Raw genomic sequence first — 20,163 nt, 5'->3', positions numbered from 1 at the left:
TTAGGCGTGAAGGCTTGATAATTTGCTAACCAAAATAGGTGCTTGAATGGCCCGGTGTCGCGCGGCGCGATGGTCAGGGTTGATCGTTGCCGCGAACTCCCCGAAGGCTGGTGCATGATCCGCCTGCTGCTCCTTCTCGCGCTCTCCTTCGGGTTGGCGAGCTCCGCGTCTGCCGACGACATCGCCGCCACCGGGCGCGGCGTGGTGCGCGTCGTGACGATCGCGGTGGTCGACGATCAGGTCGTCGGCTTTGGCCATGGCAGCGGCTTTGCGATCGCGCCCAACCGGATCGTCACCAACGCGCACGTCGTCGATCTCGCCGAGCGCTATCCCGACAATATCGTCGTCGGGATCGTGCCCACCGAGGGCACCAAATCGTACCAGGGCAAGGTGATCGCGTATGATTCGCAGCGCGACCTGGCACTGATCGAGTTCACCGGCGCGCGCCTGCCGCCGAGCGCACTGTATACCGGGCCGATGAGCGAGGGCGATGCGGTGGTGTCGTTGGGCTTCCCCGGCAATGTCGATTTGGCGACCGCGCGATCGGCGGCGGATTACATCCGGCCGATGACGCCGGTGCGGTCCGAGGGCGTGCTGTCTGGTCGTCGCGTGCTGAGCAGTGTCGAAGTGCTGCTGCACACGGCGAGCATCGCACGGGGCAATTCGGGCGGGCCGCTGCTCGACCGGTGCGGGCGCGTGATCGGGGTCAATTCGGCGATTACCCGCGGCGAGGAAGGCGATTCGACGTTCGGGTTCGCGATTGCGGATACCGAGCTGGCAGGGTTCCTGCACGATGCGAAACAGCCCTATGCGTCGATCGGAACGGGCTGCACCTCGATCGAGGATCGGTTGCGGCAGGACAGCGACGCGGATGCGCGGGCGACCGCGGACGCGGCGTCGGCGAAGCGCGATGCGGCGACGCAGGATGCGATGGCACGCGAAGTCGCGGTGGAGAAGGCGCGGACCGAGGCGTCGCGCAGCCGCGAGAACGTGATGGCGATCGCCGGACTGTTGTTGGTCGCGGGCGCTCTCGTGATCGGGAGCGCGGGGCTGCTCGAATCGCGGGGGCAGCGGCGGCAGGCGATCTGGGCGTTGGGGGTCGGTGGGCTGAGCGTGCTGGTGGCGATCGTCGTGTTCGTGCTCCGGCCTTCGGGAGAGGTCGACGTGCCGCTGTCCGCGCTGCCCAAGACACGGATATCCACGCCCGATGCCGCGCTCGGCAAGCTCGTCTGCACGCTGATCCCGGAGCGCAGCCGTATCACCATCTCGTCGAGCGAAGACGTGCCGATCGACTGGGGTGTGAAAGGCTGCATGAACGGCAAGACGCAATATGTCGGTGCGAACGGGCGGTTCGACCGCGTGCTGGTGCCCGACGCCGAGCAGACCGTGTCGGTCCTCTCGTTCGACCCCGCGACGCGTGTCTATTCCAACACGCGCTATCTGCTGTCGGCGGCGGGGATGACCGCGGCGCGGACTGCGCGCGGTGTGGTGCCGAACGTGTGCAACATGGACGATGCGGCCCTGGCGCGGCTCGCCGGGCAGCAGGCGGCGATCCGCGCGGTGCTGCCGCCGCTGCCGAACGAAAAGCTCGTCTATTCCTGCAAATCCGCGCGCTGAGCTGCTTCGGTCGCGAGCAGCGCGCGTTTGCGGTCGAGCCCGTACGCATAGCCGCCGAGCGCCCCGCCGATCCGTTGCGCGCGGTGGCAGGGGATGACGATCGACACCGGGTTCTGGCCGCACGCGGTGCCGGCGGCGCGCACCGCAGTGGGTCGGCCGGCGAGCGCGGCGAGTTCGCTATAGGTGCGCGTCTCGCCGATCGGGATGGTGCGCAGCGCCTGCCAGATCGCCTCCTGGAACGCGGTGCCGCGGACGTCGAGCGGCAGGTCCTGATCGCGGTCGGGGGATTCGACGGCGGCGACGACGTGCGCGGCCAGCTCGGCCAGCACGGCATCGCCCGGTTCGATCGTCGCGTTGGGGAAGCGGCGGCGGAGTTCGTCGGCGTCCTCGTCGAACGACACGCGGCACAGGCCCTTGGCGGTGGCAGCGACGAACAGCGCGCCCAGGCTGGTGTCGGCGGTGGTCCAGCGGATCGTGACTCCTTCGCCGCCGCGCGCCCACGCGCTGGGCGCCATGCCGAGCCGCTTGGCATCCGCCTCGTAGAAGCGGCTCGGGGCGGAATAGCCGGCGTCGTAGATCGCTTCGGTCACGGTCGAGTCCTCCGATAGAGCGTCCACAGCGCGGCCGGTACGCAACGCGCGTGCGTAGGCGGCAGGAGTGACGCCGGTGGCGCGCTTGAACAGGCGGTGGAAATGGTGCGGCGCGTAGCCGACCTTGGCCGCGACCGCGTCGAGCGAGAGCCGGTCTTCGGCGGCTTCGAGCAGCGCGATGGCGGCGGCGACGGCGATCCGGTCGCGGCCGACCGTGTCCGGGGTGCAGCGCAGGCATGCGCGGAACCCGGCGGCACGTGCGCTGGCCGGGTCGGGGTGGAAGGTGACATTCTCGCGCCTGGGGTGACGCGCGGGGCAGCTTGGCTTGCAGTAGATGCCGGTGGTCTTCACGCCGACGAGAAACCGGCCGTCCCACGCGCGATCGCGGGCCTCGAACGCGCGCCATGCGGTGTCGTCGTCGAGGGCAGGGGCGGTGCTCATGCGACGGTTATAGCGCGCCGCGCGCCCCGCGCATCCCGTGGCTTGCTGTCAAAGCGGGAGCCAATCGCCGGCCCGGCCGTTCCTCTACGCATACCCCATAACGAAAGATGTCTCATGGCCTCCGACACCCCCGTCTGGTTCATCTCCGGCTGCTCGACCGGCTTCGGTCGCGAACTCGCCAAGCTCGTGATCGCACGCGGCTGGCGCGCGGTCGTCACCGCGCGTGATGCGACCCGCGTCGCGGATCTAGCGGACGGCGCGGAGGACTGTGCGCTTGCGGTGTCGCTCGACGTGACCGATCAGGCGCAGATCGAGGTGGCGGTCGCGCAGGCCGAGGCCAAATTCGGGCGGATCGACGTGCTCGTGAACAATGCGGGCTATGGCTATCAGGCGTCGGTCGAGGAGGGCGACGACGCCGAGATCCGCGCGCAGTTCGATGCGAACGTGTTCGGCCTATTCGCGATGACGCGCGCGGTCTTGCCGATCCTGCGCGCGCAGAAGAGCGGGCATATCATCAACATCACCTCGGTCGCGGGGTTGGTCGGGTTTCCGGGCTCGGGCTATTATGCCGCGTCCAAGCATGCGGTGGAGGGGTTCTCCGACTCGGTGCTCGCCGAGGTCGCGCCGCTTGGGATCGCCGTGACATGTGTCGAGCCGGGGCCGTTCCGCACCGACTGGGCCGGGCGTTCGCTCAAGCAGACGCCGGTGTCGATCGCGGAGTATGCGGAGACCGCGGGCAAACGGCTCGACAGCACGCGCGAGATCAGCGGGACTCAAGCCGGCGATCCGGTGCGCGCGGGCGAGGCGATGATCGCGCTGACCGAGGATGCGAACCCGCCGCGACATCTGGTGCTGGGGCGCTGGGGGTATGATGCGGTGGTGGAGAAGATCGCCGGTCGGTTGAAGGAGATCGAGGCGCACAAGGCGACCAGCCTGGGCGCCGATTTCCCAGCGGAGTGATTTGAGGCTCAACCTCCTGTTTCCCCGCGAAGGCGGGGATCCAGGAGCCACGGGCGGCGCGCTGCCTGATTCCTGGACCCCCGCCTCCGCGGGGGAACGGGGTGACCCTCCCATATAGCACGGCCGCCGTGCCACCCTCTGCCCCACCCCGGCGAAGGCCGGGGCCCAATTGGGGGACGTCGCTAACGGAGCGCTTCCCCCGGTTATTACTACCTTCCCAATTGGGCCCGGCCTTCTCCGGGGTGGTAGCCGGGTAACTCAGCCCCCGTGCGCGCGGAACAGGTCGAGCGTGCGCTGCTTGGCCAGATCCGCGCTCGGCTCGTGATAATCCTTCCGCCGGTCCGAGTTGAACCCGTGGCCGGCCTCGTAGACATACACCGTCGCGTTGGGCCAATCCTTGACGATGACCTGTTCGACGCCCTCCATCGGGATGCCGTGGTCGTGGCGGCCGAAGTGGAGGATCACCGGAACCTTGGGTTCCTCGTCCGCTGTCGCCGGGATCATGCTGCCATAATAGCCGCTCGCCGCCGCAACGCCGGTCAGCTTGGTCGACGCGAACCACGCGACCGAGCCGCCATAGCAATAGCCGACCACGAACACCGGGCCCGCCGGGGCGAGCGTATCGATGCAGGTCTGGACGTCCTTCAGCGACAGCTCGAACGGGTGAAGTTGCCGTGCGAGTTCGATCCCGCGCGCCAGGCCGTCGCCCGAATAGTCCGCCTCGAACCCGGGATGCTCGCGATCGAACAGCGCGGGCGCCAGCACCTCGTACCCGTCGGCGGCGTATTCGTCGCACAGGTCGCGGATATGGTCGGTGACGCCGAAGATCTCCTGCACCAGGACGAGCCCGCCGCGGCGCTCGCCAGTCGGTTGCGCATGATAGACCGCGACGGTCGCGCCGTCGGACATGGTCATCGTTTCCATCGTGCCGGTCATTCTCATTCCTCGTCGTGTGATCCTGTTCCGATCATTATCGTCATTCCCGCGGAGGCGGGAACCCATAGTGACAGGCCGTGCGATGAAAGCGCTGGGTCCGAAGGCTATGGATCCCCGCCTGCGCGGGGATGACGAAGAGGCTGAGGTGGGGCCTTCCAACCATCTGCCAATGACAAAACAGTCACAAACCGACCGCCCCGACGCTCCCGCCGGGTTGCCAATCGCCGAACCCGATGCTACCCGCGCCGCGTCCCATGAAGAGGTGCTTTCGCGCCCTCTTCCCCCATGGGACAGCAACATTTTCGGTTTCAGGCGAGGATTGACAGGTCCGTGGAGACAATTCCCGGTAACGCCGGCGGCGGTATTCAGGCGAGCTTGGGCGGGCGTTATGCGCTGGCCCTGTTCGAACTCGCACGTGACGCGAAGTCGATCGATGCTGTCGAGTCGAGCCTGGCGAACGTGCGCGACGCATTGGCGCAGTCGGAGGATTTCCGTACTCTGACCACCAGCCCGATGGTGTCGCGCGGCGCGGCGGTGAAGGCCGTCCTCGCCGTCGCCGACGCGCTCGGCGTCGATGCGACCACCAAGAGCTTCCTCGGCGTCCTCGCCGAGAACCACCGGCTGGGCGCGCTGCCCAAGATCATCAAGGCGTTCCGCACGCTTGCTGCGCAGCATCGCGGCGAGATCGCGGCCGAAGTGACCTCCGCGCATCCGCTGAGCGACGAGCAGGTGATCGAGCTGAAGCAGCAGCTCCGCCAGCGCGTCGGCCGTGACGTTTCCGTCGACCTCAGCGTCGACCCATCGCTGCTGGGCGGACTCGTCGTCCGCGTCGGCAGCCAGATGATCGATTCGTCGATCAAGACCCGTTTGAACACGCTCGCGCAGGCGATGAAAGGCTGACCATGGATATTCGCGCCGCAGAAATCTCGAAGATCATCAAGGATCAGATCGCCAATTTCGGCACCGAGGCACAGGTCAGCGAGACCGGCCAGGTGCTGAGCGTCGGCGACGGCATCGCGCGCATCTTCGGCCTCGACAACGTCCAGGCCGGCGAGATGGTCGAATTCTCGAACGGCGTGCAGGGCATGGCGCTCAACCTCGAGGCCGATAACGTCGGCGTCGTGATCTTCGGGAGCGATTCCGAGATCAAGGAAGGCGACATCGTCAAGCGCACCGGCACGATCGTCGACGTGCCGATCGGCAAGGAGCTGCTCGGCCGCGTGGTCGATGGCCTCGGCAACCCGATCGATGGCAAGGGCCCGATCCACACCACCGAGCGCAGCCGCGTCGAAGTGAAGGCACCGGGCATCATCCCGCGCCAGTCGGTCAGCGAGCCGGTCCAGACCGGCCTGAAGGCGATCGACGCGCTCGTCCCCGTCGGCCGTGGCCAGCGCGAGCTGATCATTGGCGATCGCCAGACCGGCAAGTCGGCCGTCGCGATCGACGCGTTCATCAACCAGAAGATCGCCAACGCCGGCGACGACGAGTCGAAGAAGCTGTATTGCGTCTATGTCGCGATCGGCCAGAAGCGCTCGACCGTCGCGCAGCTCGTCAAGACGCTCGAAGAGAATGGCGCGATGGAATATACCATCGTCATCGCCGCGACCGCGTCGGACCCCGCACCGCTCCAGTATCTCGCGCCCTATACCGGCGTTGCGATGGGCGAGTATTTCCGCGATCGCGGCATGCACGCGCTGATCTGCTACGACGATCTGTCGAAGCAGGCGGTCGCCTATCGCCAGATGTCGCTGTTGCTGCGTCGTCCTCCCGGCCGTGAGGCGTATCCGGGCGACGTGTTCTATCTCCACAGCCGTCTGCTCGAGCGTGCGGCCAAGATGTCGGACGCGAACGGCGGCGGCTCGCTGACCGCGCTGCCGATCATCGAGACGCAGGCGGGCGACGTTTCGGCGTACATCCCGACCAACGTGATCTCGATCACCGACGGCCAGATCTTCCTCGAGACGGACCTGTTCTTCTCGGGCGTGCGCCCGGCGATCAACGTCGGCCTGTCGGTGAGCCGCGTCGGCTCAGCGGCCCAGACCAAGGCGATGAAGAAGGTGTCGGGCTCGATCAAGCTCGAGCTGGCGCAGTACCGCGAGATGGCGGCGTTCGCGCAGTTCGGGTCGGATCTCGATGCGTCGACGCAGAAGCTGCTCAACCGTGGCGCGCGCCTGACCGAGCTGCTGAAGCAGGCGCAGTTCTCGCCGCTGCCGTTCGAAGAGCAGACCGTGTCGATCTTCGCTGGCACCAGCGGGTATCTCGACAAGGTGCCGGTCGCCGACGTGACCCGCTACGAGCAGGCGCTGCTGGCCGACATGCGGGCGAACCATGCCGACGTGCTGAAGCTGATCCGCGATACCCGCGATTTGGGTAACGAGGCGAAGGACAAGCTGAAGGCGGCGCTCGAGGCGTTCGCCAAGACGTTTGCATAAGTAAACTCCCTCTCCCCTGCGGGGAGAGGGTCGGGGTGAGGGGAGTACCGCGAGGTGCCGCCCTTGGCAGCCCCTCACCCCAACCCTCTCCCCGGAGGGGCGAGGGAGCAGGAAGAGACGATGGCATCACTTAAGGCCCTCAAGATCCGCATCGGCTCGGTGAAGTCGACGCAGAAGATCACCAAGGCGATGAAGATGGTCGCCGCTGCGAAACTGCGCCGTGCGCAGGACGCGGCGGTTGCCGGGCGTCCGTACGCCGAGCGTCTCGAAGCGGTGATGGCGAGCCTCGCCGGCCGCGTCGGCATCGCGCCGGGCGCATCGCCGCTGCTGGCCGGCACCGGCAAGGACCAGGTCCATCTGATCGTCATCGCGACGTCGGAGCGTGGCCTTGCGGGTGCGTTCAACACCAACATCGTCCGTGCGGCGCGTCGCAAGGCCGAGGAGCTGATCGCGGCGGGCAAGACCGTGAAATTCTATGTCGCGGGCAAGAAGGGGCGCGTGATCAAGCGTTTCTTCCCGAACGACATCCTCGCCGACCACGAGATGGCACAGATCAAGAAGCTCGCGTTCAGCGACGCGCAGGAAATCTCCGAGGACCTGATCAAGCGCTTCGGCGAAGGCCAGTTCGACGTCGCGCATCTGTTCTATTCGAAGTTCGTGTCGGCGCTGGTGCAGATCCCGACCGGGATCCAGATCGTCCCCGTGCCGATCTCGACGATCCCCGGTGCCGAGGCCAAGCCCAACGCACCCGCCGAGGCGGTCACCGAATACGAGCCGGACGAGGAAGCGATCCTCGCCGACCTGCTGCCGCGCAACGTCGCGATCCAGATCTTCCGTGCGCTGCTCGAAAACGCGGCTTCGGAGCAGGGCTCGCGCATGAACGCGATGGACAACGCCACGCGCAACGCGGGCGACATGATCACGCGTCTCTCGATCCAGTATAACCGTACCCGCCAAGCCGCGATCACGACCGAGCTGGTCGAAATCATCTCGGGCGCCGAAGCGCTCAAGTAAGTCCAAGGAAGCAGACAATGGCAACCGCCCCAGAGACCGTCGGAACGACACTCGCCCCAAAGGCAACCAACAACACGGGTCGCATCTCGCAGGTGATCGGCGCGGTCGTCGACGTGCATTTCCCCGACAATTTGCCCGCTATTCTGTCGGCGCTCGAAACCGACAATAACGGCAACCGGCTCGTGCTCGAGGTCGCGCAGCATCTCGGCGAGAACACCGTTCGCACGATCGCGATGGACGCGACCGAGGGTCTGACCCGCGGCCAGACCGTGACCGACACCGGCTCGCAGATCCGCGTGCCGGTCGGCCCGAAGACGCTCGGCCGCATCCTCAACGTCATCGGCGAGCCGATCGACGAACGTGGCCCCGTCGGCGCAGAGACGACCGCCCCGATCCACGCCTCGGCGCCTTTGTTCGTCGACCAGTCGACCGAGAGCGCGATCCTGGTGACCGGCATCAAGGTCATCGATCTGCTCGCGCCTTATGCGAAGGGCGGCAAGATCGGCCTGTTCGGCGGCGCCGGCGTCGGCAAGACCGTGCTGATCCAGGAGCTGATCAACAACATCGCCAAGGGCCATGGCGGCACGTCGGTGTTCGCCGGCGTCGGCGAGCGTACCCGCGAGGGTAACGATCTGTACCACGAGTTCCTCGACGCGGGCGTCATCGCCAAGGACGCCGACGGCAATCCGCAGTCGGAGGGCTCGAAGGTCGCGCTCGTATTCGGCCAGATGAACGAGCCGCCAGGCGCGCGTGCCCGCGTCGCTCTGTCGGGCCTGACGATCGCCGAATATTTCCGCGACGTCGAAGGCCAGGACGTGCTGTTCTTCGTCGACAACATCTTCCGCTTCACGCAGGCGGGCGCAGAGGTTTCGGCACTGCTCGGCCGTATCCCGTCGGCGGTGGGCTATCAGCCGACTCTGTCGACTGACATGGGCGCGCTGCAGGAGCGCATCACCTCGACCAACAAGGGCTCGATCACCTCGGTGCAGGCCGTGTACGTTCCCGCGGACGATCTCACCGATCCGGCGCCTGCGACGTCGTTCGCGCATCTCGATGCGACGACCAACCTCAACCGTGCGATCTCTGAGCTGGGCATCTACCCGGCGGTAGATCCGCTCGATTCGACCTCGCGTCTGCTCGAGCCACGCGTCGTCGGCCAGGAGCATTACGATACGGCTCGCGCGGTGCAGTCGACGTTGCAGAAGTACAAGTCGCTGCAGGACATCATCGCGATTCTCGGCATGGACGAGCTGAGCGAGGAAGATAAGCTCACCGTGCAGCGTGCGCGGAAGATCCAGAAGTTCCTCAGCCAGCCGTTCCACGTCGCCGAGGTCTTCACCGGCATCAGCGGCAAGTTCGTCCAGCTCGAGGATACCGTCCGCTCGTTCAAGGCGGTGGTCGAAGGCGAGTATGATCACCTGCCAGAGAGCGCATTCTACATGGTCGGCGGTATCGACGAAGCCGTCGCCAAGGCCGAAAAGATGGCCGCGGAAGCGTAAGCCGACTGACTCCCTCCCCTTCAGGGGAGGGTTGGGGTGGGGCCTGACCGCGCGTGTCGCGCCTGCCGCACTCCCCCACCCCCAGCCCCTCCCCTGAAGGGGAGGGGAGTGAGAAGATAGACATGCTGCATTTCGAACTCGTCACGCCAGAAAAGCTCGTCCGCTCGGAGGAGGTCTACATGGTCGTCGTCCCCGGCACCGAAGGCGATTTCGGCGTGCTGGAAGGCCATGCGCCGTTCATGTCGACGGTCCGGGACGGTGGTGTCCAGATCTTCCGCACGCAGAACGGCACGCCCGAGGTCATCGCCATTAAGGGCGGCTTCGCCGAGGTTAACGCCAAAGGTCTGACCGTCCTCGCCGAGCACGCGGGCGAGTAAGTCGAGTCATGCGAGCGCCGGCGCTCGCATGACCGATGCCGGTGGGCGACGCTGCAACCACGCGAGCAGCGGTCGCTCGATCCACCGATGCACGGCCAGCCCCAGCATCGTCGACGCGGCGATGAACGCCAGGGCAAAAGCATAGGGTGACATGGTCGGGACATAATCGCCCACCATCCAAAGCAGCGCGATCAGGCACGGATGCGTGAGGTACGTCGAGTAGGACGCATCGCCCACGCGCGCGACGATCCGCTCGAACCGACCCCCGGCAACGGTATCGATGAGGCCGACGACCACGAGCGCCCAGGGAACGCCCCACGTCCAGGTCCGGGGAAGCCCTGAGATACCCGCCACCGCGACATCGATCTGCAGCGACAGCGAAAAACCCAGCCCGAAGGCGATCCCGATCGCCAATAGCGTGATGCCCGCGATCAGCGCAGGCGTCGCGATGCGGACACTGATCCCGCGCTGCCATGCCATCCACACGACCACGCCGAGCGCGAATTCGAGCAGAAGCGGGTTGAGCAACAGGCGCACAGGCGCCCAGGCCGGGTGAACCACGCTTCCCACGATCGCGAAGGCCAGTGTCAGGGCGAGGAGGGTTTCGACACGGTGGCCGTGCACACGCATCGCCGCGGCCACAATCGCATAGAAGGCGAATTCGAACCCAAGCGTCCACCCGGGATACAGTGCGGGAACGTGATAGCCGGCCCCATCGAGGATCGGCAGGACGGTGATCGACATGATCGCCGCCTGCACGGTCAGGGGATCGTGCATGATCATCATGTAGACCGCGCTGACGCACGCGAACAACGGCACGATCCGCAGCCACCGCTTCGCCAGGAACCGCCATGAATCGCCGTCCGCGGTCGACAGCGACTGCGCCATGACGAAGCCGCTGATGACGAAGAACAGGTCTACGCCACTCGCGCCGAAGGTGGACAGATTGGGGACCGAGGGGACGAGCTTGCCCGTCAACGAAACCGGCCCGGACTCGATCATGTCCGATGCGTGCATCAGCAGTACGAGCGTTGCCGCCAGTGCACGAAGCCATTGTATGGGGGCGATGCGGGTCGACATCCCGCCCGTTTAACGGGGTAACGTTAAGGCTGGGTTTCCGGCGGTGTCACAGGAAGTTATACGGGTCCACGTCGACCGTTACCCGCGCCTTCGAGGGCCATTCCAGCTTCCCCAGCCAGTCGCGGATTACGTCCTGCACGTCCAGTGCACGCCGCGCATGGACCAGCAGCCGATACCGATGCCGCCCACGCAACATCGCGAGCGGCGCCGGGGCAGGGCCATAGACGTGCATGCCATCGACCTCGGGGGCGCTGCGCCCCACCAGTTTGGCTGTGTCATGCGCGCACGCCTGATCCTCAGACGACACGACGATCGCCGCATAACGCCCGAACGGCGGCGCGCCCGCATCCTTGCGCGCGTCCGTCTCCGCGGCATAGAACGCGTCGGCATCGCCGGTGATCAGCGCTTGCATCACCTGCGCGCCCGGGCTGTGCGTCTGGATGAACACGTGTCCGGGCTTCTTGCCGCGCCCGGCGCGCCCAGACACCTGCCGGATCTGCTGGAATGTGCGCTCCGCCGCCCGTAGGTCGCCGCCATCAAGGCCAAGGTCGGCATCGACCACGCCGACCAGCGTCAGGTTGGGAAAGTGATATCCCTTCGTCACCAGCTGCGTGCCGACAACGATGTCGATATCGCCCGCCTCCATTCGCCCGACGAACTCCGCCGCCTTGGCGGGCGACCAGATCGTGTCGGACGTGACCACTGCCGTCTTCGCTTCGGGGAACAGCGCGGTCACCTCGTCGGCGATCCGCTCCACGCCCGGCCCGCAGGCGACCAGCGTATCCTCGCCCTTGCACTCGGGACACACCCTCGGCGTCGGTTCGATATGGCCGCAATGATGGCAGGCGAGACGCCGCGCCAGGCGATGCTCGACCATCCACGCGGTGCAGTTCGGGCACTGGAAACGGTGCCCGCAGGTCCGGCACAACGTCAGCGGCGCATAGCCGCGGCGGTTGAGGAACAGCAGCGACTGCTCACGCCGTTCGAGCGTTTCCTGCATTGCCTTCACCAGACGTGGCGCCAGCCAGCGACCCCGCTCAGGCGGTTCCTTGATCAGGTCGATCGGCTCGATCGTCGGCATCTCCGCCAAACCGAACCGGCCGGGCAGCTTCAGCTCGGCATAACGTCCGGTCGCGACTTGCTGACGAGTCTCGATCGCCGGCGTGGCAGAGGCGAGGATCACCGGACACCCCTCGAACTTGCCGCGCATCACCGCGACGTCGCGCGCGTGATAATGCACGCCCTCTTCCTGCTTGAAGCTGGTCTCGTGCGCTTCGTCGACGACAATCAGCCCGAGATCGCGGTACGGCAGGAACAGCGCCGACCGCGCCCCTACCGTCACCAGGGCCTCGCCACTCGCAATCGCCCGCCAAGCCCGCCGCCGCTGGGTGGAGCGCAGCCCCGAATGCCACGCGACCGGCTCGCACCCGAAGCGGTCGTGGAAGCGCTTGAGGAAAGGTTCGGTCAGCGCGATCTCGGGAAGCAGCACGAGCGTCTGGCGACCATCGCGTATCGCCTGCGCGACAGCCTCGAAATACACCTCGGTCTTACCCGACCCGGTGACGCCATCGAGCAGCGTCGGGTGGAACGCGTGTTCCGCCACGCCCGCCACCAGCGCATCCGCCGCAGCGCGTTGGTCACCGGACAGCGTGGGCTCGTGATGCTGCGGATCGGGCACGGGGTAGGGGCTGTCGATACTCACCTCGACCGCCTCGATCGCGCCCACCTTCGCCAGGCCGCGGATCACCGCGTCGCTGACTTCGGCCAGCGTTGCCAGTTCGCGGATCAGGCCCTGGCGGTCGCCGATCCGTTCCAGCGCCTGCTCGCGTTGCGGCGTCAGGCGAGGGGGTATGACGCCGGTCGCCCGGTACTCGACTGCGGTTCGTGCCCCGTCCAGCGCCGAGGTCGAAGCGAGCGTCATCCGTAACACCGACGCGGCTGGCGCCAGGTAATAGTCCGCAGTCCACTCGACCAGCCGCCGCAGCGGCGCCCCCAGCGGCGGCACGTCGGCGACCGCGAGCAGGTTGCGCAGACGGTTGTCGCCCACCTCCGCATCGGACGGCATGCGCTCCGCTTCCCACACCACGCCGAGCAATTGTCGCGGGCCCAGAGGGGCAACCACGACCGAGCCCGGCTCAACGCTCATGCCGGCCGGCACGCGGTAGTCGAGCGGCCCAAGGGCAGCGTTGAGGATCAGGACACGGGCACGGGACGACATTGTGTCGGTATATGGGGACAGAACGAGTCCGCGTGAACCGCTTACGTACGGTCGGTCGATGCAGCCTTACGCGGCGTTGCGGTTCGGGCGGCGTCGTTCGCCGACCCGCGCGCGCTTCGCCCGGTACAGGATCGTGTCGGCGCGGTGCATGAAATCGCGGACCGAATGGCAATCGCGATCAAGGGCCGTGATGCCGACGGTCCCGGCACTGACCATCGCGAGGCCGTTCAGCGCGATCGGGAACCGCAACGCTTCTTCCAGCCTGGTGCAGATATAGTCCGGATTCGCGACCATCCCGGGATCCTCGATCAGGATCGCGAACTCGTCGCCACCGACCCGCGCGGCAAAGCTGTTCTTGAGCCAGGGCGCCTTCAGGACCCGGCCGACGCCGCGCAACACGTCGTCGCCCGCGGCATGCCCCAGCGTGTCGTTGATCGCCTTGAACCCATCGAGATCGACCAGCGCCAGCAACAGCGGCGTATCATTGGCATGCGAGCGCGTCATCGCCGCATCGAGCGCACGATCGAACGCCGCCCGGTTGGCGATCCCGGTCAGCGAGTCGGTATTGGCCGAGCGCCGCAGATTGACTTCGAGCGCGTGGCGTTCGGTCACGTCCTGGAAGACACCGACCAGCGCGACGGTCTGGCCCTCCGCGTCTTCGCACTCGCCAAGCACCCGGACCCGGCGCTGTTCACCCTGCGCGGTCTTGAAATCGACTTCGATATCGAACGGCATGCCGGTTTCGATCGTCTGGCGCAGCGACGCGTTCATCTCGTCGCGCGCGTGCGGCGGGTAGAACCCCATCGCGACAGGCATTTCGGGCAAGTCGCCGACGGGCAGGCCGTGAATATGGTAGACGCCCTCGGACCATTGCAGCCTGTCGTCGGCCAAGGTGACGCGCCACGATCCGATTGCCGCCATCCGCTCCGCCTGGCGGAAGACACGGTCCTGGCGGGCGAGCGCGGCCGCCTGGCGATCGGCGGTCGTGGCAATCGCGATGGCCTGGCGCGCAGTGGACCGCGCGGCGATCATCGCCTCGGCCAGCGTCGCGAGATGAGTCAGCGCATTGCGCCCCGCGTCGTTCAGCGAGCGCGGTACAGTATCGACGACGCAGATCGAACCGATCGCATAATGGTCGCCGCTCGCATCCTTGGCGTGCACCGGCGCGCCGGCGTAGAATCGTATGCCGTCGGGCCCTTGCGTGAGCGGGTTGGCGGCGAATCGCAAATCGTTCGCCACATCTTCGATGACCAACGGCTCCTTGCCGCGGATCGTGTAGTTGCACATGCCGACGTCGCGGGAGATTTCGCCACGTTCGCCGTCGCTCGCCGCCTTGATCCACAGCCGCTCGCTATCGACGAGCGTTAATAACGCGTTAGGACAGCGCAGCATGTCCGCCGCCAGCGCAACCAGGGCATCGAATTCGCGTTCCGGTTCGCTGTCGAGCAACGCAAGCGCGTGAAGCGCCGCCACGCGTTGTGCTTCATCCGAAAAGTTGTGCGTGATGAGATCGACAGGCGACATGGCACTCGGATATAGTGTCTGGGTTAATTTTTCTTTGCCTGTTCGGGGCGTTACTGTCCACCTGTGCCTGCCGATAAGAACCTGATGAGCGAAAAACTGCCCCCGTCCATGCTCTGGGCCGAGCACCTCGAGCGTGACCGGCGGCGTTCGGTCCACACGGTTCGCGCCTATCGCGCCGCCGCCGAGCGGCTGACCGCGTTCCTCAGTGATCATTGGGGCGAGCGAGTCGACCGCGCCGCACTGGCGCGGGTCACTGCCGCCGACCTGCGCGGGTATCTGGCGCAGCGCCGGGGCGGCGGGCTCGGCAACGCGTCGGCGGCGCGCGAATTGTCTGCGGTGCGTGGGTTCCTTGTCTGGGCCAATGACGCCGCCGAGCAGCCGCGATTGCGCGGGCCACGCGTCAAGCGCGGCGTGCCCCGGCCGATCTCGCCCGCCGAAGCGGTGGCGCTGGCAGAGGAGGTCGCCGACGACGCCACCGAGCCGTGGATCGGCGCGCGCGACTGGGCGGTGCTGATGCTGCTGTACGGGGCAGGGCTGCGTATCGGCGAGGCGTTGACGTTGCCGGGGTCGATCCTCCCGCTGGGCGAGACGGTTCGCGTACTCGGCAAGCGGACCAAGACCCGTGTCGTGCCGCTGTTGCCGCAAGTCCGCGCGGCGATCGAGGCCTATGTCGCGCAGTCGCCATGGCCGATCGAACGCGACGCGCCGCTGTTTCGTGGCGCCAAGGGTGGACCGCTGTCACCGGTGATGATCCGGCGTGCGGTGCGTGTCGCGCGCAAGCGGTTGGGATTGGGGGAGCGTACGACGCCGCACGCGTTGCGGCATAGTTTCACAACTCATCTGCTAGGCCGGGGAGCGGATCTGCGCGCGCTGCAGGAGTTGCTGGGGCATGCGAGCCTCAGTTCGACCCAAGTCTACACGCAGGTCGATGCCGCGCATCTCATGGACGTGTACCGCAACGCCCATCCCAGGGCCTAGTCAGCCCTTCGCTTTCCAGGTCATCACGCGCCAGCCATAGCCGATGATGATGACGACGAAGGTCGCGATGGCGACCGGCCCGACATACCGATCCAACTCCTCGAAATGCGAGCCCAGCAGGATACCCGCATAGGTCAGCACGGTGTTCCAGATCGCACTGCCCGCCGCGGTCCAGATCACGAACTGCCAGATCGGCATGCGGGTCATCCCCGCGGGCAGCGAGATGACGGTGCGGAAGGTCGGCATGAACCGGAACACAAAGATCACCCAGCCGCCGCGCTTCATGAAGAAGCGGTGGATCTTCTCGACGTCCGACCATTCCATCGTCAGCCAGCGGCCGTTGCGCTCGATGAACGGGCGGAAGCGCTCGTAGCCAATGTTGCGGCCGATATAATACCAGAAGTAATTGCCGACGACCGAGCCCGCAGTGCCCCACGCGATCAGCGGCAAGACGGTCATGTCGCCGCGCGCGACCGCCATGCCGCCCAGCCCCATGATGACTTCGGACGGCACGGGCGGGACAATATTCTCGAGCGCCATCAGCAGGAAGATGCCGAAATATCCGCCCCAGGCGATGAGATCGAGGATGAATTCGGTCATGGGTATCAGATACTGCCGGGACGGCGGATGGGTTCCGTCCATCTCCTGCCACCCCGGCGAAGGCCGGGGCCCAATTGGGGGACGGTCATGGCAAAGGACGGCGCTCCGTTACCACGACCTTTCCATTTGGGCCCCGGCCTTCGCCGGGGTGGTGTCCGATGATTACCGCGCGGCGACCTTCGCCTCGATCGCGTCCCAGATCATGCCCGCCACGTCCAACCCGTCGAACGTCTCGATCGCGACGATCCCGGTCGGCGACGTCACGTTGATCTCGGTCAGCCACGTGCCCCCGATCACGTCGATCCCGACGAACAACAGCCCGCGCTTCTTAAGCTCAGGCCCGAGCACCGCGCAGATCTCTCGCTCCTTGTCGGTCAGCTCGGCCTTCTCCGCCGAACCGCCGACCGCGAGGTTCGAGCGGATCTCGCCTTCGCCCGGCAGCCGGTTGATCGCGCCCGCGACCTCGCCGTCGATCAGGACGATGCGCTTGTCGCCCTTGGCGACGTCGGGAAGGAACGCCTGCACCATGTGCGGCTCGCGCCACGTCATGTTGAAGACCTCCATCAGCGCCGAGAGGTTCGCGCCGTCCGACTCGACCTTGAAGATCGCCTTGCCGCCATTGCCGTGCAGCGGCTTGATGACGATCGCACCATGCTCGGCGAGAAATTTCCGCGCCTCGTCGAGGCTGCGCGTGACCAAGGTCGGCGGCATGAACTGTGGATAATCCAGCACGAACACCTTTTCCGGCGCGTTCCGAACCTGTGCCGGATCGTTCACCACCAAGGTCTTGTCGGCGATCCGTTCGAGCAGATGCGTCGCGGTGATGTAGCCGAGATCGAACGGGGGGTCCTGGCGCATGAGCACCACATCGGCCTCGTCGCCGAGGTCGAGGTTCACGGGGTCACCGACCGAGAAATGATCGCCGACGACGCGCTGCACGGTGACCGGATGCGCCTTCGCCCAGACGCGGCCATCGCGGTAGTTCAGGTCCTCGGCGGCATAATGGAAGAGCCTGTGCCCCCGGTCCTGCGCGGAGAGCATCAGCGCGAACGTCGAATCGCCGGCGATGTTGATGCTGTCGAGCGGGTCCATCTGGACGGCGACGGTGAGGCTCATGCGTCTTCCTTCTGTTCGGTCGAGCGCATGTAGGCACGCAGAGGCGCGAAGTCACCCGATCACGCACGCGAGGTCATCCACGCCAGGTCATCCACGCCCCGTCACCCACTCTCCGTCATCCTGACGAAAGTCAGGATCCAGAGCCAAACAGGGATGCGCAGAGTTACCCTGGATCCTGACTTTCGTCAGGATGACGGAGGAAAGTGTGCCGCCGGGAGAGGTGCCCTATCCAATCCACGCATTCTCGATATGCCGCGGGCGCGTGCCCGGCGCGAGCAGGATCACGTCGACCCGGATATCGTCGCCGGGTCCGGCATAGCGCGGCATCAGATACTCCGCCGCCGCCGCCACCCGCGCAAGCCGTCGCTCGTCGATCGCGAAGTCGAGTTCGGCCGCGGTCGCACGCGTCTTCACCTCGACGAACGCGACCAGCGTGCCCTTGCGCGCAACGATGTCGACCTCCCCCGCGGGTGTCCGCACGCGGCGGTCGAGAATGCTCCAGCCCTTCAGCCGCAGCCACCAGCCCGCAAGCCGCTCCCCGCGCCGCCCCACAGCCTCCGCGACCTGTCGATCGGCGGTGCTGGCCGTACGCCTGCGCGAGGGGCGCGGGGAGGGGAGGATCACCCCTTTGCCTTCAGTTCGAGCGCCCGTGCGTAGAGCGTCTTGCGATCGAGCCCGAGCGCCTTGGCCACCTCGCTCGCCGCCTGGCCGGTCGACAGCCGCGTCAGCGCCTCGACCAGCGCGGCATTGCCGTCCTCCGCACTCGCCGGCGGAGCCTCGCCCGGCGGCGCGACCACGATCACGATCTCCCCGCGCGGCGGCGCATCGGCATAGCGCGCGGCGAGCGTCGAGAGCGTCCCCGTCACCGCCTCCTCGAACTTCTTGCTGATCTCGCGCGTCACCGCCGCCTCGCGGTCGCCGAGGCCCTCGGCCAGCGCGGCGAGGCACGCGCCGAGCCGCGGCCCCGATTCGTACATCACCAAAGTCGCGCGGATCGCCGCCACCTCAGCGATCGCCTCGGCACGCGCGTGCATCTTAGACGGCAGGAAACCGACGAACAGGAAGCGGTCGGTCGGCAAGCCCGCCAGCGTCAGCGCGGCAACCGCGGCACAGGGTCCTGGAATCGTCACCACCAGATGGCCCGCGGCGCGCGCGTCGCGCACCAGCTTGAACCCGGGATCGGAGATCAGCGGCGTCCCCGCATCCGATACCAGAGCCACCGCCTGCGTCGCCATCCGCGCGATCAACGCCGGCCTGACCCCTTCCGCGCTGTGATCGTGATACGGCACCATCGGCGTCTTCGTACCGATGTGGCGGAGCAGCCCGGCGGTGACGCGGCTGTCCTCGACCGCGATCACGTCGGCGCGGGCAAGGATGTCGGCGGCGCGCGGCGACAGATCGCCAAGATTGCCGATCGGGGTCGCGACGATGTAGAGGCCGGGATCGAGAAGAGGTTCAGGGTTCATGGGGACGGTCATGGCAGACGCGACGACGATAGGGCAATCGGCACGCCGATTCGGACGATGGACGGCGCTTGCCGCGGCGATGCTGCTCGGAGCGTGCCAGACGATCGTCCCGCGCGGTCCGGTCGAGCCGTCGCAGCAGCGTCCGACGACGCGGCCGGTAAATCGCCCCAGCGTCGACGTCGAGACGGGCATCCCGCGCGATGCCGAGCGCAACCGCGTCGCGCTGCTCGTGCCGCTGTCGGGCAGCAACGCCGGCGTCGGCACCTCGATCGCCAACGCGACGATGCTCGCGTTGCTCGATACGCAGAACCAGCGCGTCCGGATCACAAACTACGACACCGCGACCGGTGCTGCCGCCGCCGCGCAGCGCGCGATCGCCGAGGGCGCGCAACTGATCCTCGGGCCGCTGCTCGCCGACGACGTCCGCGCGGTCGCGCCGATCGCGCGCGCCGCGAACATCCCGGTGCTGAGCTTCTCCAACGATCTCGGCGTCGCGGGCAACGGTACCTATCTGATGGGCTATGTCCCGACCCAGTCGGTCGCGCGCGTCGTCGATTTCGCCAAGGAGCGGGGCGTGAGCAACTTCGCCGGCCTCGTCCCCAATGGCTTGTACGGCGAACGCGCCTCGACCGCGTTCCTCCGCGCAGTCGAAGGCGCGGGCGGCCAGGTCGTCTCGCTCCAGACCTATGCGCGCAGTCCTGGCGGCGTCGCGGGAGCGGTCACGCGGCTGGCAGCGAAGGCCCCCTATGACGCGGTCCTGATCGCCGATGGCGGCGCCACCGCAGCCTCGGCAGCGGCGATGGTCAAGCGCGGCAGCGGCGCCTCGACGCGGATCCTGGGTACTGAACTCTGGAACTCCGACACCGCGATCGCCGCCAAGCCCGCGCTGTCGGGCGCATGGTATGCGAGCGTCTCGGACACGCTGTACCGCCAATACGCCGCTAAATACCGCGCGCGGTTCGGGGCAGGGCCGTACCGCCTGTCTAGCCTCGGCTATGACTCGGTTCTGCTGACGGTCCGCATCGCGCGCGACTGGAAGCCCGGCACGCCGTTCCCCGTCAATCGCCTGCGCGATGGCGACGGCTTTGCCGGCATCGACGGGGCGTTCCGGTTCGGCAAGGACAATGTCGCCGAGCGCGCGCTGGAGGTGAAGGAACTCCGTAGCGGCACGACGACGGTCGTCTCGCCCGCGCCGGCAGGCTTCGGGAAGTAGATCCTTCGCGAATTGGTCGTCCCCGCGGAGGCGGGGCCCCCTATACTCAGTCGGTTGCGAACCCACCGCACGGTTAGCCCGTACCAGTTCCCGCCTTGGCGG

18 protein-coding genes are annotated in these 20,163 nt (G+C 67.0%); 9 read left to right on the top strand and 9 right to left on the bottom strand.

Annotation, left to right across the window (positions count from 1 at the left end):
- Positions 1-114 precede the first annotated feature (114 nt).
- On the top strand, positions 115-1,617 hold the full coding sequence (locus HMP09_RS08520) for a S1C family serine protease (RefSeq protein WP_176500003.1): 1,503 nt from the start codon (positions 115-117) through the stop codon (positions 1,615-1,617).
- On the opposite strand, the gene ada is transcribed toward HMP09_RS08520, so the two are convergent.
- The gene (ada, locus tag HMP09_RS08515; protein WP_176500002.1) at positions 1,593-2,648 is read right to left on the bottom strand and encodes a bifunctional DNA-binding transcriptional regulator/O6-methylguanine-DNA methyltransferase Ada; all 1,056 of its coding nucleotides are present in this window, start codon (positions 2,646-2,648) and stop codon (positions 1,593-1,595) included. The two genes, HMP09_RS08520 and ada, sit on opposite strands and share 25 nt — an antisense overlap.
- Positions 2,649-2,762: 114 nt before the next feature.
- Here ada and HMP09_RS08510 point away from each other — a divergent pair, with 114 nt between their 5' ends.
- Positions 2,763-3,608, top strand: coding sequence for an oxidoreductase (locus HMP09_RS08510; RefSeq protein ID WP_176500001.1), 846 nt, complete (start codon positions 2,763-2,765; stop codon positions 3,606-3,608).
- A gap of 258 nt (positions 3,609-3,866) precedes the next feature.
- On the opposite strand, the gene HMP09_RS08505 is transcribed toward HMP09_RS08510, so the two are convergent.
- Positions 3,867-4,544 (bottom strand): dienelactone hydrolase family protein, encoded by a 678-nt coding sequence (locus tag HMP09_RS08505; protein WP_176500000.1) that lies wholly within the window; start codon positions 4,542-4,544, stop codon positions 3,867-3,869.
- 330 nt (positions 4,545-4,874) lie between these two features.
- On the opposite strand from HMP09_RS08505, the gene HMP09_RS08500 reads away from it, so the two are divergent.
- The 5 genes from HMP09_RS08500 to HMP09_RS08480 all read left to right on the top strand — a co-directional run bounded on the left by HMP09_RS08500 (position 4,875) and on the right by HMP09_RS08480 (position 9,866).
- Entirely contained in the window at positions 4,875-5,444 is a 570-nt protein-coding gene (locus tag HMP09_RS08500) for a F0F1 ATP synthase subunit delta (RefSeq protein WP_443026455.1), read from the top strand.
- A 2-nt stretch (positions 5,445-5,446) separates the two neighbouring features.
- Entirely contained in the window at positions 5,447-6,976 is a 1,530-nt protein-coding gene (gene atpA / locus HMP09_RS08495) for a F0F1 ATP synthase subunit alpha (RefSeq protein ID WP_055873607.1), read from the top strand.
- A gap of 120 nt (positions 6,977-7,096) precedes the next feature.
- The gene (locus HMP09_RS08490) at positions 7,097-7,990 is read left to right on the top strand and encodes a F0F1 ATP synthase subunit gamma (protein WP_176499998.1); all 894 of its coding nucleotides are present in this window, start codon (positions 7,097-7,099) and stop codon (positions 7,988-7,990) included.
- A gap of 17 nt (positions 7,991-8,007) precedes the next feature.
- Positions 8,008-9,489, top strand: coding sequence for a F0F1 ATP synthase subunit beta (gene atpD, locus HMP09_RS08485; RefSeq protein ID WP_176499997.1), 1,482 nt, complete (start codon positions 8,008-8,010; stop codon positions 9,487-9,489).
- 122 nt (positions 9,490-9,611) lie between these two features.
- Positions 9,612-9,866: an ATP synthase F1 subunit epsilon gene (locus tag HMP09_RS08480; RefSeq protein WP_056065173.1), complete on the top strand. Its 255-nt coding sequence runs from the start codon at positions 9,612-9,614 to the stop codon at positions 9,864-9,866.
- A 6-nt stretch (positions 9,867-9,872) separates the two neighbouring features.
- Here HMP09_RS08480 and HMP09_RS08475 read toward each other — a convergent pair whose 3' ends face one another.
- From HMP09_RS08475 to HMP09_RS08465, 3 genes are all read right to left on the bottom strand, one after another.
- Positions 9,873-10,946, bottom strand: a complete 1,074-nt coding sequence (locus HMP09_RS08475) for an acyltransferase family protein (RefSeq protein ID WP_176499996.1) — start codon at positions 10,944-10,946, stop codon at positions 9,873-9,875.
- Positions 10,947-10,992: 46 nt separating this feature from the next.
- A complete protein-coding gene (locus HMP09_RS08470) occupies positions 10,993-13,164 on the bottom strand; it encodes a primosomal protein N' (protein WP_176499995.1) in 2,172 nt (723 codons plus the stop codon).
- Positions 13,165-13,230: 66 nt separating this feature from the next.
- A complete protein-coding gene (locus tag HMP09_RS08465; protein WP_176499994.1) occupies positions 13,231-14,688 on the bottom strand; it encodes a sensor domain-containing diguanylate cyclase in 1,458 nt (485 codons plus the stop codon).
- 84 nt (positions 14,689-14,772) lie between these two features.
- On the opposite strand from HMP09_RS08465, the gene HMP09_RS08460 reads away from it, so the two are divergent.
- Positions 14,773-15,666, top strand: coding sequence for a tyrosine recombinase XerC (locus tag HMP09_RS08460; RefSeq protein WP_176499993.1), 894 nt, complete (start codon positions 14,773-14,775; stop codon positions 15,664-15,666).
- Here HMP09_RS08460 and HMP09_RS08455 read toward each other — a convergent pair whose 3' ends face one another.
- From HMP09_RS08455 to rsmI, 4 genes are all read right to left on the bottom strand, one after another.
- Positions 15,667-16,266 (bottom strand): DedA family protein, encoded by a 600-nt coding sequence (locus tag HMP09_RS08455; protein ID WP_176499992.1) that lies wholly within the window; start codon positions 16,264-16,266, stop codon positions 15,667-15,669.
- 162 nt (positions 16,267-16,428) lie between these two features.
- Positions 16,429-17,382, bottom strand: coding sequence for a glutathione synthase (gene gshB, locus HMP09_RS08450; RefSeq protein ID WP_176499991.1), 954 nt, complete (start codon positions 17,380-17,382; stop codon positions 16,429-16,431).
- Positions 17,383-17,607: 225 nt separating this feature from the next.
- Complete coding sequence (locus HMP09_RS08445) at positions 17,608-18,006, bottom strand: YraN family protein (protein WP_232090809.1); 399 nt, start codon at positions 18,004-18,006, stop codon at positions 17,608-17,610.
- Positions 18,003-18,848 (bottom strand): 16S rRNA (cytidine(1402)-2'-O)-methyltransferase, encoded by an 846-nt coding sequence (rsmI, locus tag HMP09_RS08440; protein WP_176501668.1) that lies wholly within the window; start codon positions 18,846-18,848, stop codon positions 18,003-18,005. Before rsmI ends, HMP09_RS08445 begins: the two co-directional genes overlap by 4 nt.
- Before the next feature lie 10 nt (positions 18,849-18,858).
- Between rsmI and HMP09_RS08435 the strand changes: the two genes are divergently transcribed.
- Complete coding sequence (locus HMP09_RS08435) at positions 18,859-20,061, top strand: penicillin-binding protein activator (RefSeq protein WP_176499990.1); 1,203 nt, start codon at positions 18,859-18,861, stop codon at positions 20,059-20,061.
- The last annotated feature ends 102 nt before the right edge of the window (positions 20,062-20,163 follow it).

Origin of the sequence: Sphingomonas sp. HMP9, assembly GCF_013374115.1 — a bacterium.
Classification (GTDB): domain Bacteria; phylum Pseudomonadota; class Alphaproteobacteria; order Sphingomonadales; family Sphingomonadaceae; genus Sphingomonas.
The sequence above is the reverse complement of the archived record's forward strand: the minus strand, read 5'-3'. Positions and strand labels throughout refer to the sequence as shown.